This is a genomic window from Corynebacterium sp. HMSC036D03, from assembly GCF_001836185.1.
Taxonomy (GTDB): domain Bacteria; phylum Actinomycetota; class Actinomycetes; order Mycobacteriales; family Mycobacteriaceae; genus Corynebacterium; species Corynebacterium simulans.
Window position 1 is genome coordinate 53619 of record NZ_KV827739.1, and the last position, 14029, is coordinate 67647.

At 59.7% G+C, this 14029-nt stretch carries 14 protein-coding genes; 3 read left to right on the forward strand and 11 right to left on the reverse strand.

All coding sequences use genetic code 11. The annotated features are described in order from the left end of the window. Positions 1-130: 130 nt before the first annotated feature. The 7 genes from HMPREF2692_RS07105 to HMPREF2692_RS07135 all read right to left on the reverse strand — a co-directional run bounded on the left by HMPREF2692_RS07105 (position 131) and on the right by HMPREF2692_RS07135 (position 8224). Positions 131-1267 (reverse strand): trimeric intracellular cation channel family protein, encoded by a 1137-nt coding sequence (locus HMPREF2692_RS07105; RefSeq protein WP_070823218.1) that lies wholly within the window; start codon positions 1265-1267, stop codon positions 131-133. A 209-nt stretch (positions 1268-1476) separates the two neighbouring features. Then, the gene (locus HMPREF2692_RS07110) at positions 1477-2403 is read right to left on the reverse strand and encodes a PRC and DUF2382 domain-containing protein (RefSeq protein ID WP_070823221.1); all 927 of its coding nucleotides are present in this window, start codon (positions 2401-2403) and stop codon (positions 1477-1479) included. A 326-nt stretch (positions 2404-2729) separates the two neighbouring features. Next, positions 2730-4307, reverse strand: a complete 1578-nt coding sequence (locus HMPREF2692_RS07115; protein WP_070823224.1) for a phospho-sugar mutase — start codon at positions 4305-4307, stop codon at positions 2730-2732. 27 nt (positions 4308-4334) lie between these two features. Continuing rightward, on the reverse strand, positions 4335-4982 hold the full coding sequence (gene deoC / locus HMPREF2692_RS07120; protein WP_070823227.1) for a deoxyribose-phosphate aldolase: 648 nt from the start codon (positions 4980-4982) through the stop codon (positions 4335-4337). 10 nt (positions 4983-4992) lie between these two features. Then, the gene (locus HMPREF2692_RS07125; protein ID WP_070733128.1) at positions 4993-6414 is read right to left on the reverse strand and encodes an MFS transporter; all 1422 of its coding nucleotides are present in this window, start codon (positions 6412-6414) and stop codon (positions 4993-4995) included. 20 nt (positions 6415-6434) lie between these two features. Beyond that, positions 6435-7184 (reverse strand): purine-nucleoside phosphorylase, encoded by a 750-nt coding sequence (deoD, locus tag HMPREF2692_RS07130; RefSeq protein WP_062038070.1) that lies wholly within the window; start codon positions 7182-7184, stop codon positions 6435-6437. Positions 7185-7288: 104 nt separating this feature from the next. Continuing rightward, a complete protein-coding gene (locus HMPREF2692_RS07135; protein ID WP_061923827.1) occupies positions 7289-8224 on the reverse strand; it encodes a sugar-binding transcriptional regulator in 936 nt (311 codons plus the stop codon). A 219-nt stretch (positions 8225-8443) separates the two neighbouring features. On the opposite strand from HMPREF2692_RS07135, the gene HMPREF2692_RS07140 reads away from it, so the two are divergent. Both HMPREF2692_RS07140 and HMPREF2692_RS07145 read left to right on the forward strand, forming a co-directional pair. Next, positions 8444-9805, forward strand: a complete 1362-nt coding sequence (locus HMPREF2692_RS07140; protein ID WP_070432656.1) for a lipase family protein — start codon at positions 8444-8446, stop codon at positions 9803-9805. Positions 9806-9895: 90 nt separating this feature from the next. Beyond that, a complete protein-coding gene (locus HMPREF2692_RS07145; protein ID WP_070823230.1) occupies positions 9896-10462 on the forward strand; it encodes a hypothetical protein in 567 nt (188 codons plus the stop codon). 190 nt (positions 10463-10652) lie between these two features. Here HMPREF2692_RS07145 and HMPREF2692_RS07150 read toward each other — a convergent pair whose 3' ends face one another. From HMPREF2692_RS07150 to HMPREF2692_RS13370, 3 genes are read right to left on the reverse strand one after another with little or no spacing between them, the layout of a single operon-like run. Further along, positions 10653-10931 carry a hypothetical protein gene (locus tag HMPREF2692_RS07150; protein ID WP_235591067.1) on the reverse strand — a complete coding sequence of 93 codons (279 nt, stop codon included), beginning with the start codon at positions 10929-10931 and terminating at the stop codon, positions 10653-10655. 41 nt (positions 10932-10972) lie between these two features. Beyond that, positions 10973-12157 carry a TRAFAC clade GTPase domain-containing protein gene (locus HMPREF2692_RS07155; protein WP_070456109.1) on the reverse strand — a complete coding sequence of 395 codons (1185 nt, stop codon included), beginning with the start codon at positions 12155-12157 and terminating at the stop codon, positions 10973-10975. A gap of 21 nt (positions 12158-12178) precedes the next feature. Beyond that, positions 12179-12943, reverse strand: a complete 765-nt coding sequence (locus HMPREF2692_RS13370) for a TspO/MBR family protein (RefSeq protein ID WP_246815616.1) — start codon at positions 12941-12943, stop codon at positions 12179-12181. Positions 12944-13046: 103 nt separating this feature from the next. Here HMPREF2692_RS13370 and HMPREF2692_RS07165 point away from each other — a divergent pair, with 103 nt between their 5' ends. Next, a complete protein-coding gene (locus HMPREF2692_RS07165; RefSeq protein ID WP_070733134.1) occupies positions 13047-13364 on the forward strand; it encodes a Wadjet anti-phage system protein JetD domain-containing protein in 318 nt (105 codons plus the stop codon). 49 nt (positions 13365-13413) lie between these two features. Here the strand turns inward: HMPREF2692_RS07165 and HMPREF2692_RS07170 are convergent, their stop codons facing one another. Beyond that, on the reverse strand, positions 13414-14010 hold the full coding sequence (locus tag HMPREF2692_RS07170) for a hypothetical protein (RefSeq protein ID WP_246823435.1): 597 nt from the start codon (positions 14008-14010) through the stop codon (positions 13414-13416). Positions 14011-14029: the final 19 nt, after the last annotated feature.

A 14029-nucleotide genomic window follows, 5' to 3' on the forward strand; every position in this document is an offset into this window, starting at 1 on the left:
ACGTTTCCCCCTTTCCACTTATATAAGGAATCGCCTCGGAAAATCCTGAAAGATTCCACCGCATAAGCTTATATGAGTGCCCAGCTAAAGCAGAAGAAAAGGTGAGTTTTTACACTTAATTACCCACTTTTTAATTCTGCTTCTTATGGCGCTGGACTAAGTGCTCCACCAACTCATCGGTCAGCTTTTCATCCGAGAGCACGATGTCTAGGTTCTCACGCTGCTCCTTGAGCATTTCTGGATCAAGCAGCGGTGCATCCTCGTCATAGTCCTCATAGGAATCGCCGCTTAAGTCCACGCCGATTTCCTGCAGGATGCCCTTGGATTCTTGGCTTAGAGCTTCCTTATTCTTCGCGGCAGAATCGGAGTTGGTGGCTGGGATGGCCTCACCGTGGAGCTGCTCCATGGTGTCGGTGAAGGACTCAAGAAGCTCGGTGGCATCGCTGGTGGCGGCCGCACGGAGGCGACCATTTTCCACTTGCTTTTCGATGCGGCGCTGCAGGGCCTTTTCCATCTGCTGGTGCCGCCAGCTGCGCACCTTGGAGGGCTCTAGGCGACGCCCCACTGCCCGGCCTTTGCTCTCGGCCTTGCGCGCGAGCAGCATGACCTGCGCCGCAGTATCGTTCAGCGGCGCCCATTCCTGGCGGGCAGGAATGCGCCAGCCGGCCCAGATGCCGAACAAGGTCAGGATGAAGGAAACGACCGGGCCCACCAGCATGCCAGTGGCCAGGTGGTCGAAGGAATCGGCCACGAGCACCACTGCGGCACAGGCCACCGCGGGGATCACCGTGGGCTGATTATCGCCAAAGACGGCTGGCTCGCGGCCCATACTGATGTCACGGATCATGGAACCGCCCGTTGCGGTAAACACGCCCATCATCACGCACGGGATAAGCGGCAGGCCATAGGTCAGCGCCTTCACGGTACCGGTGGCCGCCCACAGCGCGGAGACTATGGCATCCCCGTGAGATTGGATATAGTCCCAGGTTCTGCCTTTGAAGTAGAAGAATCGTGCAATCAGCGCTCCGGCGAAAGCAAGATAGAGGTATTCCGGCTGCGACATAGCAGCGACAGTGCCGCGGTTGATGAGGACGTCACGGATCATGCCGCCGCCCAAGGCCGAGAACATCGCGATAAAGAAAAAGCCCACAATGTCATAGCCGCGCTGGCGCGCAAGCGTGCCACCGATGATCCCCATCAATAACACGCCGCTGACGTCGGACCAGTAGTACAGCGCCTCAATCAGCGGATCCACCTCAACATTCATGATTCCAGTCTATGGGCAGAGGCGCCCTACGGCGGGGAAGTTCTTAGTCTTTTTCCACCCGCTCATCACGTCGGCGATGATGCCGCCGCCGACGACGGTGGGCCCGCCGAGCAACGCCAAAAAGACAAATAGGCCGCCGGCAATACTGCCAGCGGCCTATTTAGGAGGTGTCTGTACTAGGTACTAGCTACCTAGTGCTATCCAAGTTTTTACTTGATGGTCTTGCCGTCTACGCCCTCGGTCTCGATGCGCTCCTTGCGCAGATCCTCGGAGACGCGCTCGGTGTCGGTAACTTCCTTCTTGTTCAGCTCAACCTTCTCAACCGGAACGGTGTCCTTCTCAACGCGGACGCGCTCCTCGTGGAGGGTGACGGATGCTTCGTCATCGGTCAGGTCATTCTTGCCGCGCAGGGAAGCAGCCTCTTCCTCGGAGATTGGGGTGCGCTCGACGCGAACCTCTTCGCGGGTAACCGGAACCTCAACGTTCTCGGTCTCGGTTACGACATACTTGCGCAGGCGAACCTCACCGGTCTCGACGCGCTCCTTGTTAACATCCATCTGCTCCTCGGAACGAACCAGGGAATCGCGGCCATCAACGTCAGCGTGGGTGTGGCCAGCGTTCTTGGTGTGGTCTGCGGTCTCGGTGCCAGCAACGTGGTCCTCGTGAGCGTGCTCCTTGTGCTCTGCACCAGTAGCGTGCTCTGCACCAGCAGCAGCGCCAACGCCTGCACCTGCACCAGCGCCAGCAGCCAGACCAGCCTTGTTCTTATCGGAAACGTCGTGGCGGCCACCGGTGTAGGCCTGCTCGTCCTTCATGGTGTCAACGCCGTAGTGGCGGAAGATTTCGTTCTGGTCGTTTGCGCTAAGAGCCTTGTCGGTGTCAACGCTTGGAGCGTCCTTGATGCGCTCCTTGTCGAATGCGAGGATGAGGTCATCTTCGCCAGCGAACTTGTGGCCGCGCATCGGAACGATGGACTCGCTCATGCCGAACAGACCGTGGCTAACCTCAACGAAGGTTGGCTGACCGGAGTTGTCATCAACGAATACTTCCTTGACGGAGCCCAGCTTGTCGCCGTTTACGTCGTATGCGGTCTTGTTGAACAGGTCCTTGATATCGCGTGCATTCTGGTTAGTCATGATCTCCTCTTTCTTTAAAAAACAGGTAACTATCAGGCCGTTTGGAAAATCTAAGCGTTTGCGCTAGCTCCCATCGCGGCGCTGAAACCCACAGTACGGAAGTCGCGAGATTCCGCCACCGCAATGTATGGACATCGCCTGCCATAAACCTGTGGAATGTCTTCATTCAAGCGTTAAAAGCCAGCTTATAGGGTTAGATAACGGTTAGGTCACAACCCAGAAATTTCCAAAATTAATGGCACCAGACGCGAAAAGGGGGCGTAACGCTTAGCGCGTTACGCCCCATCTCCTTCCAGGCATCACGGCCTAGGGCAAAGAACTTGCAGCTACATGTCGAAAAAGACCCGCAGATCCTCTGCAATGGCATCCAGGCGGGCCGGATCCGGGGACTCCAAGTAGCACTTGAGCTTCGGCTCGGTGCCGGACGGGCGCACGATGACGCGGTCATCGTCCACGGTGTAGAGCTTCATGCCTTGGGCAAACTTCTCTGCCTTTGCAATCTCCGAGCCCGCCAGTTGAGTCGGTGGGGTCGAGGTGATCTTTTCCATGCCGCGGGTAATCAGCGAAAGGTCTTCCACACGGAAGGTCAGCGGAGCGGTGGCCAGGCGGCCCACGGTGGAGTAAATCTCTGCGAGGCGATCCTGCAGGGTGATGCCTGCATCCTTGCACTCCGAGGCCAGGCTGGCCAGAACCACCGAGGTGGCAACGCCGTCTTTGTCGCGCACGGCCTGCGGGTCGGGGCAAAAGCCGATGGCTTCCTCGTAACCAAAGCTCAAGTCATGGGTGCGGGCAATCCACTTGAAACCGGTGAGTGTTTCCTCATGCGGCAGGCCGTAGTGCGCGGCAATGCGGCCCAGCAGACGCGAGGAAACCAGCGAGTTAGCAAACGTTCCACCCACTCCCCTGCGCGCCAGGTAGTCACCCAGCAAGGCGCCGGTCTCGTCGCCGGTGAGCTGACGCCAGACGACGCCGCCTTGCGCACCGTGCGTCGGGATAGCGGCCGCGCAACGGTCAGCATCCGGGTCGTATGCAATAAGGATGTCCGCGCCGATCTTTTCCGCGTGCGCCTTGCCCAGGTCCAGAGCGCCGGGCTCTTCCGGGTTGGGAAAGGAAACGGTTGGGAAATCCGGGTCCGGCTCGGCCTGTTCCGACACGAGGGAAACCTCGAAGCCGACCTTCTCGAGCAGCGCGGTGCCCAGCTTTGCGCCCACGCCGTGCATGGCAGTCAGCGCAATCTTGGCGCTGGTGGACTGCCCTACCAGCTTGGCGGCGCGCTCGAGGTACTGCGCGCGGGTATCGACTTCCTCGATGTTGTCGGCGGAACGCGGCACTTCGTCGGCAGGCGGCGCCGCAGCAATAGCCGCTGAGATCTCTGCATCCGCCGGGGAGACCAGCTGCACGCCGTTGGCATCGCCGGTGGCCACACGGCCGCCCAGGTAAACCTTGTAGCCATTATCGGCTGGCGGGTTGTGGGAGGCGGTGACCATGATGCCGGCGTCGGCGCCGAGCTCGCGCACGCTATAAGCGGTCAGCGGCGTGGGGTTCTGCTTGGGCAGCACCAGGGCACGGCCGCCGGCAGCGGAGATGACCTCCGCAGCATCCTGGTAGAAATCGGCCGAGCCGTAGCGGGCATCGCAGCCGATGACCACGACTGGGTTTTCCACCTGCTGCTTTAGCCACGAAACCAAGCCATAGGTGGTGCGGATGACCACGGCACGGTTCATGCGGGACTCGCCTGCCCCAACGGCGGCGCGCAGGCCAGCGGTGCCGAAGGCCAACGGGCCAGCGAAGCCGGCGGACAAAGCAGCTTCGTCACCAGCCTCAATCCAGTCCAAGACCTCGTCACGGGTTAACGGGTCTGGGTCGTGTTCGGCCCAGGTGCGAGCGTATTCAACAAGTGACATTGTTTCCTCGATTCAGCTTCTAAGCCACTAGTTTTCTAGGTCCGCCAGCACCGCAGCGGAGGAAGACAGGCCGAGGCGGGTGGCGCCGGCGTCGATCATCGCCTGCGCGTCCGCGCCAGTACGGATGCCGCCGGAGGCCTTCACGCCGAGGCGGCCACCCACGGTATCTGCCATGAGCTTTACCGCATGCACGCTGGCGCCGCCGGCTGGGTGGAAGCCGGTGGAGGTCTTGACGAAGTCAGCACCGGCAGCCTCGGCGGCGCGGCAGGCGGCAACAATCGCGTCGTCGGAAAGCGCGGCGGACTCGATGATGACCTTCAGGACCTTGCCCTGGCAGGCGCTGCGCACGGTGCGGATCTCTTCCTCAACTGCGTCGAAGCGGCCCTCAATGGCCAGCGCGATGTTGATGACCATGTCGATTTCTTCGGCGCCGTTGTCCACGGCAAGGCCTGCCTCGGCGGCCTTGATCTCCGGCTTGACGGCGCCGGAGGGAAAGCCCACGACGGTTGCCACCTGTAGGCCCTCGGGAACCTCGACCGGCAGCTGGGACGGGGAAATGCACACCGAGTAGGTGCCCAGGCGCTGGGCTTCCTCGATGAGTGCGGCGACGTCCTGCGCGGTGGCTTCCGGCTTGAGCAGGGTGTGGTCGATCATGGATGCGACGTTGGATGACATTTCTTCTCCTTTAAGCGAGTGTTTCGGAAGCGTCGACGGAATCCGCGCGAGACGCCGATCGCGCCTCGCGCGCTTCTTTGCGCGCCATGATGCGGTCGGCCACGACGTAGAGGACGGCGCCACATGCGCCAACGGCGGTCAGCACGCCGAGGGCAAGGTTGAAGCCATCGCTTACGTCAATGAGTTTTGCGGTGTACGCGATGCCGAGCGGGATGGCGATGTTGATGGTCAGGTTGTAGAAGCCGATGGCAATGCCGGACTTCGCGGCCGGGATGTTTTGCAGCGCAGTGTTGACCAGCGGTGCATACATCAGCGCGAAGCCAGATGCGAAGGTCACGATGGTCACGGCCAGCACGGCGACGTGCTCCTGTACGAAGAGAGCGGCTACGGCCAGGGAGCCGACGATCATGACCAGTGCGGTGTAGATGGTCTGGCGGGAGTTCAGGACTTTGCCGATCTTGCCGGAGAAGACACCGACCAAGATGGCGCAGATGTAGCCCGGAATCATCAGTAGGCTGGCGCGGTCAATGCTCATGCCGTGCAGCTCGTTGGCCGCAAATGGCAACAGGAAGATGTAGCCCAGCTGCGTGGAGTAGATGAAGAACACCAGGGTGATTGCCCACACGTAGCGGCCGTTGGTGAAGAATTCCGGGCGCACCACGGGCGCCTTAGCGGATCGGATGTGCAGCGTAAATCCAATCACTGCCACGACGGCCAGGATGAGCCACTTCCAGTCGAACGCCTGCATGAACATGGTCAGCGCGGTGGCAAAGAAGCCAACCAGGATAAGGCCGAGCACGTCCAGGCTTGACTCCACTGCTTCGTCCTCGGGCACCATCTTGTGGATGGCAGGAATGCACAGCACCAGGATGAGCGGCACGAGGAACATCGCGGTCCACGAGATGTAGGTGGAGATAAAGCCGGAGGTCAGCGCGCCAATCAGCAGGCCGGCTTGGAAGGCGGCGGTGGAAAAGCCGAGGTAGGTCTTTTGGTCTGCTTCAGATAGGTGCTTGGTCACGTAGATGACGTACAGGGTTTCCGCGGCGGCTAGGCCGGTGGTCTGAATCAGGCGGGCGGCCAGCACGATGGGCCAAGAGCCCGAGCCCACGAAACCAATAACCGAGCCGACAGCCACGAGGAGCACACCGGTGATCATGAGCTTGCGGATGGACACGGAGTCCGCCAGCGCCGCGTAGACCACGGCGCCGATGCCGATGATGACGCCAGCAAGGGATGCCTGCAGCGAGGCAGTGTTGTCATCAATGCCCAAGCCTTGCGCAATCGGCATGGTCATGGTCTTGAAACCATTATCCACCACGAGGGAGAAGACGAAGCAGAATAGCAGCACCGGTACGGCTGCCTTGGGGTTGAGGGCTGCATCGACGCCGCGCTTTACGACGCCCGATGGCTTAGCGTTTGTAGCTTTTGACATGGCTTTTTAAGCCATCCTTCCTAGTCCAGGCCTGCCAGTGGCAGTGCGAGCTTCATCATGGTGTGGAATGCGGTCTGGCGTTCCTCAGCCGAAAGGTGGGTATCGGCAGCGATGTTGTCAGAGACGGTGAACAGACCGAGGGCGTTCACGCCTGCCTCGGCAGCGGTGGCATAAAGCGCAGCGGATTCCATCTCGACGCCAAGTACGCCCATGTGTGCCCAGCGGTCATTGACGGTCTGGTCGAAGTTGTAGAAGACATCGGAGCTCAAGACATTGCCGACGTGGATGTGGGCATCCTGCTTTTCTGCCTCATCGACAAGGCCCTTGAGCAGCTTCCACGAAGCCGTCGGAGAGTACTGGCCCGGCAGGTTGTACTGGCTCAGGAAGTTGGAGTCGGTGGAAGCGGCGGAGGCGACGATGACATCGTGCAGGTCGATGTCCTCCTGCAGTGCGCCGATGGAGCCGACGCGGATCAGGTTCTTCACGCCGTAGTTGTGGATTAGCTCCCAGGAGTAGATGCCGATGGAAGGCATGCCCATGCCGGTGCCCATGACGGAGACGCGGTGGCCCTGGTAGGTGCCAGTGAATCCGAGAATGTTGCGGACCTCGTTGAACTGGACGACGTCTTCCAAGAAGGTATCGGCGATGAACTTTGCACGCAGTGGGTCACCTGGCAGCAAGATGGTCTCTGCGATTTCCGCGCCCTTGGGGTTGATGTGCGGGGTGGCGATTTCGGTGGAAAATTCGTTTGCGTGTGCGGCTTCAGACACGGTGAACTCCTATCGGAAGGACAATGACTTTCAGGCATTACCCTACCCCAGCCAGCACAAATGTCAATGATGCTATTTACATTTGTTCACCTTTATGATACGGCTCACTCCCCTGCTAGAACGCGCTGCGCCGTGTTGTGATCGATGACCAAATGCGTGGCCAATCCTTGCTCGAGTACCACCCGGATGGCGTCGGCCTTTTCCGCCCCTCCGGCAACGAGGACGCGTGCCGGCCGCGCCGCCAGGGCGTCGAAAGTAATGCTCACCGTTCGCGCGTCCACCTCGGGCACAGCGACGCGGCCTTCAGCGTCAAAGAAGCGGGAGCAGACATCGCCTACCGCGCGCTCCAAGATGAGCTGCGTTTCCTCCCCACTGAGATAGCCCAGGTTCAGCGCCAAAGACTCGCGCGCGGCCGCGCCCACCGTGAACACCGCGACGTCGACCTGGGAGCCCATCTCCACGATGTGGGCAATATGGCGATCCTTTTCCACCCATTGCTTCGCCTCGGCCGAATCGAAAATGACAGGCAGCGGCAGCATAAAGGTCTCCGCATTGAAGGCGCGCGCAAAGCCCTGGAGGGTGGCGAAGTCCTTGGTGGAGCGCTGCGTGTGCGAGTGCCCGCCCTTGAGCTGCACCACCTTTACCCCCTCGAGCGGCAGCTGGCGCAGGTGCTCTGCCACGGCGGACATGGTCTGGCCCCAGGACACGCCGACGCTGGAGCCGTCGTGGACGAGCTCTTCGAGCAGCGCGGCGCCAGCTGCGCCTAGGTCCTGCATGAGGTTGCCGCCGCGTGGGGTGGTGACCACGCGGGCGTCGGCAAGCGCGAAGTGCTCCTTTAGCTCACGCACCAGCTCATCGGAGCGTTCGCGAGGATCGTTGATGCTGATGACCACGAAGCCCTGGTCGTGCGCATGCTGCAAAAGCTTGGAGACGGTAGGGCGCGAAATACCCAGACACTGCGCTACCTCCGCTTGGGATAGGTGCGAGTTGTAGTACAGCTTGGCCACATCGAGGGCCTGACTATCGCGCGCATCAATCATGATTCCATTCAAGCACGCCCGCCCGGAAACGTAATGCTAACGGTGTACACCCCTATACGGGCCTGTACAAACGGATTAAATTCATTTCCCCATTGTTAGTTAGCAAAATTAAACCGATAATAATCGGTGTCAGCTCCACCGCGCAGCGCTCTCCCCGCCCCCTAACGGCGTAGCCAGACAAACACTAAGACTCCTCCGATCTCTAGAAAGGACGTTGCCGTGCAAAAATCACTGCGCACCTACCTGCCACTGCTTGCTTCTGCTTGCCTGACCTTCAGCATCTGCCCCGCCGCCGTCGCTGCCGATGCTCCGAACACCGAGCTGCCTGAAAGCGCCCTCATTGAAAAGGCCCTCGAAGATCCAGTCGCTGACGAGAGCCCGGCTGAGGCCTCCGACATCGCAACCGACGCCAAGGAGCTTGACGACGCCGCGCCAAGCACCGACGCCGCAGCCCCCTCCGATAACAAGGTCGGCGACGAGTACAAGGCCTTCTACCACGACCCAGTCGAGCTCGAAGGCTCTGAGCCAGGCCAGCTCTTCCGCTCCGATGCCGTGCGCAATCCCGCCAACACGCTGGGCATTACCAACGTGGGCCCGTACAAGGCACAGCGCATCCTATACTCCTCCACCAACCGCAAGGGTGAGAAGATTCCGGTCAGCGGCATCGTGATTGAGCCGAAGGCGGAGTGGACCGGCAACGGTCCGCGCCCGCTCATCGCCTTCGCACCGGGCACCCAGGGTGTGGCCGACCGCTGCGCACCTTCGCGCAAGATTGCCGACGGCGTGGGTGACTACGAGCAGTTCTTCTTTGAGCAGTACCTGAAGAAGGGCTACGCAGTCGTGGTCACCGATTACGAGGGTCTGGGCACCCCGGGCATGCATACCTACATGGACCGTGTCTCGCAGGCACACGCCGTGCTCGATAGCGCCCGCGCTGCCCGCCAGCTAGAAGGCTGGGATATCAACGCCGATAACCCGGTCATCATCAACGGTTACTCGCAGGGTGGTGGCGCCGCCGCTGCTGCCGCTGAGCTTTACAACGACTACGCCCCGGAGCTCAACGTCAAGCTCGCCACCGTCGGCGCCGCTCCTGCGGATCTGACCTTGCTGCCGCCGGCTCTCGACGGCACGCTTTACTTCCTCTTCGAGTCCTTCGCTCTACTGGGGCTGAGCAACTCCTACGACGTGGACCTGTACTCCCACCTCAATGAGGAGGGCAAGACCGTCCTGCAGAACGCCACCAACTCCTGCACCTTGGGTCTGACCAGCTTCGCGGGCAAGAAGATTGAAGACGTCAGCATCGACGGCAAGAACGTCGACGAGTTCATCGCTGAGGCACCTTACGACAAGATCCTGGCCGACCAGCACATTGGCTACGACGCCCCATCCATCCCGGTGGTCATCACCCACGGCCGCGGCGACGATGTGATTCCTTTCTCCACTGCTGAGCAGCTGGCCAAGGAGTGGTCTGAGCGCGGCGGCAACGTCACCTTCATCCCGAACGATGCCGGCTCGCATGTGGCAGGCACCATCCCGCACATCAAGGAATCCCTGAAAGCAATCGAGTCTGCTTTGCAATAAGCCGACAGCTAGAAGCCAGCTTCGCCACAGAAACGCTTCCTAACATCACCCGTGGTCCGAAAGACCGCAACGATAGAAAGGATTTATCCTATGCGTTCCATGAACGCCCTGCGCCGCGCAACCATTGCCGCCGCACTTCCCGCAGTTGTAATCGCCGGTGCCGCCAACGCCACCGCCGCTGAGACCACAGCCGGAACCCCGGCTGCTGACGCCACCACCACCGACACCGCCGCAACCGCCCCGGCTGCCGACGGCGCCGCAACCACCAACACCGGTGCTACCACCAACGGCGAAACCGACTCCGGTATCACCGCGGACACCCCGCTGAACCAGCTGTCCTCTGCCGACCCTGCTGCCCTCCTGCAGCTCGGCAGCTCCCTGCTCGGCGGCAACCGCCCGGACTTCTCCGATCTCCTCGGCGGCAACACCGACTCCAACAAGGAGAACCTGCCAACCGGCATCAACGCCTTGAAGCACGAGGCTGCACAGCTGGAGCAAGAAGCCGGCCACAAGCTGTTCGAGCTGAACGTCATCGATTCCACTCATGTCCATGTCGGCTTCGCTGAAACCTACGACCTGCAAAAGGACGCCAAGGCTCTCGCTGCACTGCAGCAGACCGCCGAGACCAACGGCATCACCCTGACCGCCGACCGCTAAAGCGGCAGAAAGTCAGGCAAAGTACGAAAGTACTTCCTCTTCTTCAGATAGCCACCCCGCGGCGCAGTAAATCACTGCCGCCGCGGGGTGGTTTCAAATTCATCCACAATGCGGTTCACTTTGCCGCAGTTAGGGGCCGCACTTTGTTTTGTAGGTTCGCCAGCAGAGTGCGTATCGCCCAGCGCCTTAGCTAGACGGAGTCCGCCGCCCAGCATTTTTCATACTGGCCAGCTACCAACGGCCAAACGAAGTCGCGTGCTTCTTCCAACGTAGACTTCGCTTCCAGCTCTGGGCCATCAATGACGAAATCATGCTCGATTGGGCGGCCGGAACAATCGCGTCGGCCTTCCGGGTCTTCGAACCTCATAATGACGCGGTCTCCCATCTTCTGGAACACCTCGCGAGAGTTTTCCAGCCCAGAAAAAGCCGAAAGATACTCCGGCAATGGGTCCTGGAAACCGCCATCCATGAGAAAGCAGTTTCCCCAGTTCTTTCCCCTAGTCGCCCAAATTATCCCCATTGAGGCGACCTCTTAAGGAAACCGTCTTCAATGGACTGCCGAATCTTTAGAACGAAATCGGATAGAAGCATCTCGTAGAAGTTGTGATTCTCCAGTGCCTTTTGGCGTTTTTCTTCAAGCATTGGCACAGCTAGACTATCAAGCTCTTGGATAATTCGCTCAATCAACTGAACCTTGCCCCACTTACCTGCCAACCTTCTAGGCAACTTTTTAAGGAGGTTCGGAGCGAAGCTCTGTGCGTTAAAGCCGGAGGCAAGAGTCATAATGAGGCTAATGCCTGCCTTAGCCAACTTTTCATCCAAGAGAGCGGCTGGAAGGATTCGTAGTTTTGCCCAACGTTGGTAGCGCTCAATCGGAAAGATGGTGGCCAGCGGGAGGATTGCCTCCAAGCCCTTTTGCTGCTCGACGTCGATTTCGCCGTGGGCGAACTCCGCAGAAGAAAGTACTGCGTAGTCCTCACCAACAGAAAGAGCCTTATCGCCCTCTACCAAGTCAGCGAGGACCTGGCGCAACCCGTTCAGCTCATCTGCTGCATGCAAAATGATCATTTTTTGGAGATCATGCGCTGTCATCTCAGGGAGCAAGTCAGCCTTCGACAGCGCAATAACCCAAATGCGAGGGAATTGCTCAAGCTGCTCGTGACCATCGAGAATCTCTTCACGAACCGTAAGCAGCATATTGCGCAAAGTGGTGAATAGCGACTTCAGGTAGCGAGCTTCATCGCCTTCATAGTCCACAAGCTTTTGGCCATCAACTAGGACCAAAGCCACATCAGATTTGACGAGCTCACGGAAAGTTGCTGACCTATCTTCCTTTTCCATTTCGCTCGAGGGCTTCGATTCAAACCACTCACCTGGGTAGTCACGCCAAGTGATGTGGATGCGTGGGCGTTTGCTTCGCTCACCCAACGGTTCCGAAATCGGCATCAACTTGAAGTCGTACTTCGAAGACACAAATTTATCGGCTGCAGGAGCTACATTCTTCTCCTTCATGCCGTAGTAGCGCTGAAGGAGACGATTTCCATCGGTCGATTCTTGCGCCAAGAAGCGGTAGCCGTTCGAGTCCACAACACTTTGCTCATTCAGGTGTCCGTAGAGAGACGAAAGTAGAACGGTCTTTCCGCTTCCGGCTTGACCAAATACTGCGATTTGCTGGTGAAATTGAAAATCTGCCACGTTAGAAATTTTAGCGAATCCCTAGCGCTTCCGATTAAGCCGCACAATCTCCGCACTGAGCACGGTGGCAAAGCCCGTCCATGCCGCATAGGGTGCGAGCAACGCACCGCGCTCGGGTGCGAACTTCCAGGCGCGGCGCACGAGGTCCCCGGAGCTTGCGGCCAGGACGCCGGCCCAAACGGCGGCCAGCCTCTTACGCTTCGAGCGGAAGAAGACGCCGCTCCAGCCGGCATTCCATGCGAGGTTCGCACCGAGAACCGCGGCATGCTTGCGTGCTGCGGCTTTGGATTTGGCGGTGTCTTCTTCGATGTGGTCGGCAAGAACGATCGAGTTGATGACCGCGATGTCAGCATAAAGTGCAGTCCAGACAATTGGGAACGCGATAGCCGGTGGCTGCCAGTTCGGGAGTTTGAGGCTGCAGTAGTGGCGGCTATCCGGCTTGCTCAACATCGAGCCGATAACGCCGCACGCGGTCACCGCGCCGACCGCCTGGCGGATTTCCGCGCCCGCTTCCTCGAGCTTCTCAACGGCTCCACCGTGCGAAACCTCTCCCACCTCACCACTGACCTGCGCCGTGCTCGCAGTGATATTGAGAGGCGCATGGAATTCATCAACAAGTCCCTGGAGCGCTCTCCCTTCAACGGTGAGCGCACCGTGCGCATCGACGTCAAGGATGCTCGCGGCCAGGTGGTCCAGGATTTCCAGCGGGATCTTGATGCCGCCACCTCCCACAGCTTGGGCGAATTCGGCTCCGATGATACAGAGACTGCCCTTGCGCGCTACCACGCGTTGGACAAGATCTTGAGCCGTTTGGGCTCGAGCCAGCCAGAGGATCTCCGCTGGCGCAACGTGGTGCTAGATACCCTCCGGCACGTGAGCTTTATCGGCCGTGAGTTGTACCCCGACGGAACGACACATCACCTACTGGGGCGACCTCGACGCCGCCGGCTTTGCCATCCTCAACGCCGTGCGCGCCCATTTCCCCCACACGACGTCACTGCTCATGGACACAGCCACCGTCACCGAATTCCAGCACCTGGCCGTCCCCGACCCCGGCGACGGCTCCGCCACCCTTACCCACCTCACCACCGAAGAGCAGCGCGCCTACCGCCTTCTCTTCACTGCGGGCCGGCTGCGCATTGAGCAGGAGCGGATTCCATTTGCTCATGTGAATGCGGTGATTCATGCAACGCTCGCAGCAGCGTGACGCTGCCACCCCCGCGAACGCTGGACAAAATGGCCTCTTCCTGCAGTAGCTATTCTTCCTTTTCTCTTTTTCTGGCTTGTCTGCGCTCACGCCTTCGGGCACGCTTTGCTTTGCGGATGTCTACGATCCAACGAGGAACAAAAGGCCACGGAAGCGGAACCCCGACCGCGCCCGTAAATCCAATGACTCCGACAACGAAAGCTGCCACGAGCGGAACCTTCAGCACCGTGTAGACAAACTCGGGAGGGTTGGCACTTGCGACCAACCCCATGGCGCCGCCAGCGCCCATAATGAGCGAGCAGTAAGGATAAATGAAAAGGACCCCATCACTTTCTGCGCCTACAAAGTCGACATCGTCGTACCACTTTTCCGATCTGGGTTGCCTCCGCACGCACCTAATGTAGTAGGTCCAGTAGAGCACCATGACAAGCACTAACCCGGCGCATACAAGCAGCACAGTAACATCGCCGTCCATAGAATAGGCCTCCCGTGGCTGTCGGTTGCGGTATGTATAAACGCTACCAGCGCCTGCAGGGGTGCGGCGTGGGACGAAAACAAAAATATTGATGCGGGCAAGCGCCCGAACCACGGACGCGGACTTGATCTTTTGGAAGCAGATCCCGCCACAGGAAATAATAGAAATCAAGGCAAATGCCTAGGAACAA

What these genes read in the sequence shown, in the direction of transcription:
- HMPREF2692_RS07145 (WP_070823230.1), top strand. Translation starts at nt 9,896, where the DNA reads ATGCGTTCCATGAACGCCCTGCGCCGCGCAACCATTGCCGCCGCACTT.
- deoC (WP_070823227.1), bottom strand. Translation starts at nt 4,982, where the DNA reads ATGTCATCCAACGTCGCATCCATGATCGACCACACCCTGCTCAAGCCG.
- HMPREF2692_RS07105 (WP_070823218.1), bottom strand. Translation starts at nt 1,267, where the DNA reads ATGAATGTTGAGGTGGATCCGCTGATTGAGGCGCTGTACTACTGGTCC.
- HMPREF2692_RS07150 (WP_235591067.1), bottom strand. Translation starts at nt 10,931, where the DNA reads ATGGATGGCGGTTTCCAGGACCCATTGCCGGAGTATCTTTCGGCTTTT.
- HMPREF2692_RS07125 (WP_070733128.1), bottom strand. Translation starts at nt 6,414, where the DNA reads ATGTCAAAAGCTACAAACGCTAAGCCATCGGGCGTCGTAAAGCGCGGC.
- HMPREF2692_RS07135 (WP_061923827.1), bottom strand. Translation starts at nt 8,224, where the DNA reads ATGATTGATGCGCGCGATAGTCAGGCCCTCGATGTGGCCAAGCTGTAC.
- HMPREF2692_RS07110 (WP_070823221.1), bottom strand. Translation starts at nt 2,403, where the DNA reads ATGACTAACCAGAATGCACGCGATATCAAGGACCTGTTCAACAAGACC.
- HMPREF2692_RS07115 (WP_070823224.1), bottom strand. Translation starts at nt 4,307, where the DNA reads ATGTCACTTGTTGAATACGCTCGCACCTGGGCCGAACACGACCCAGAC.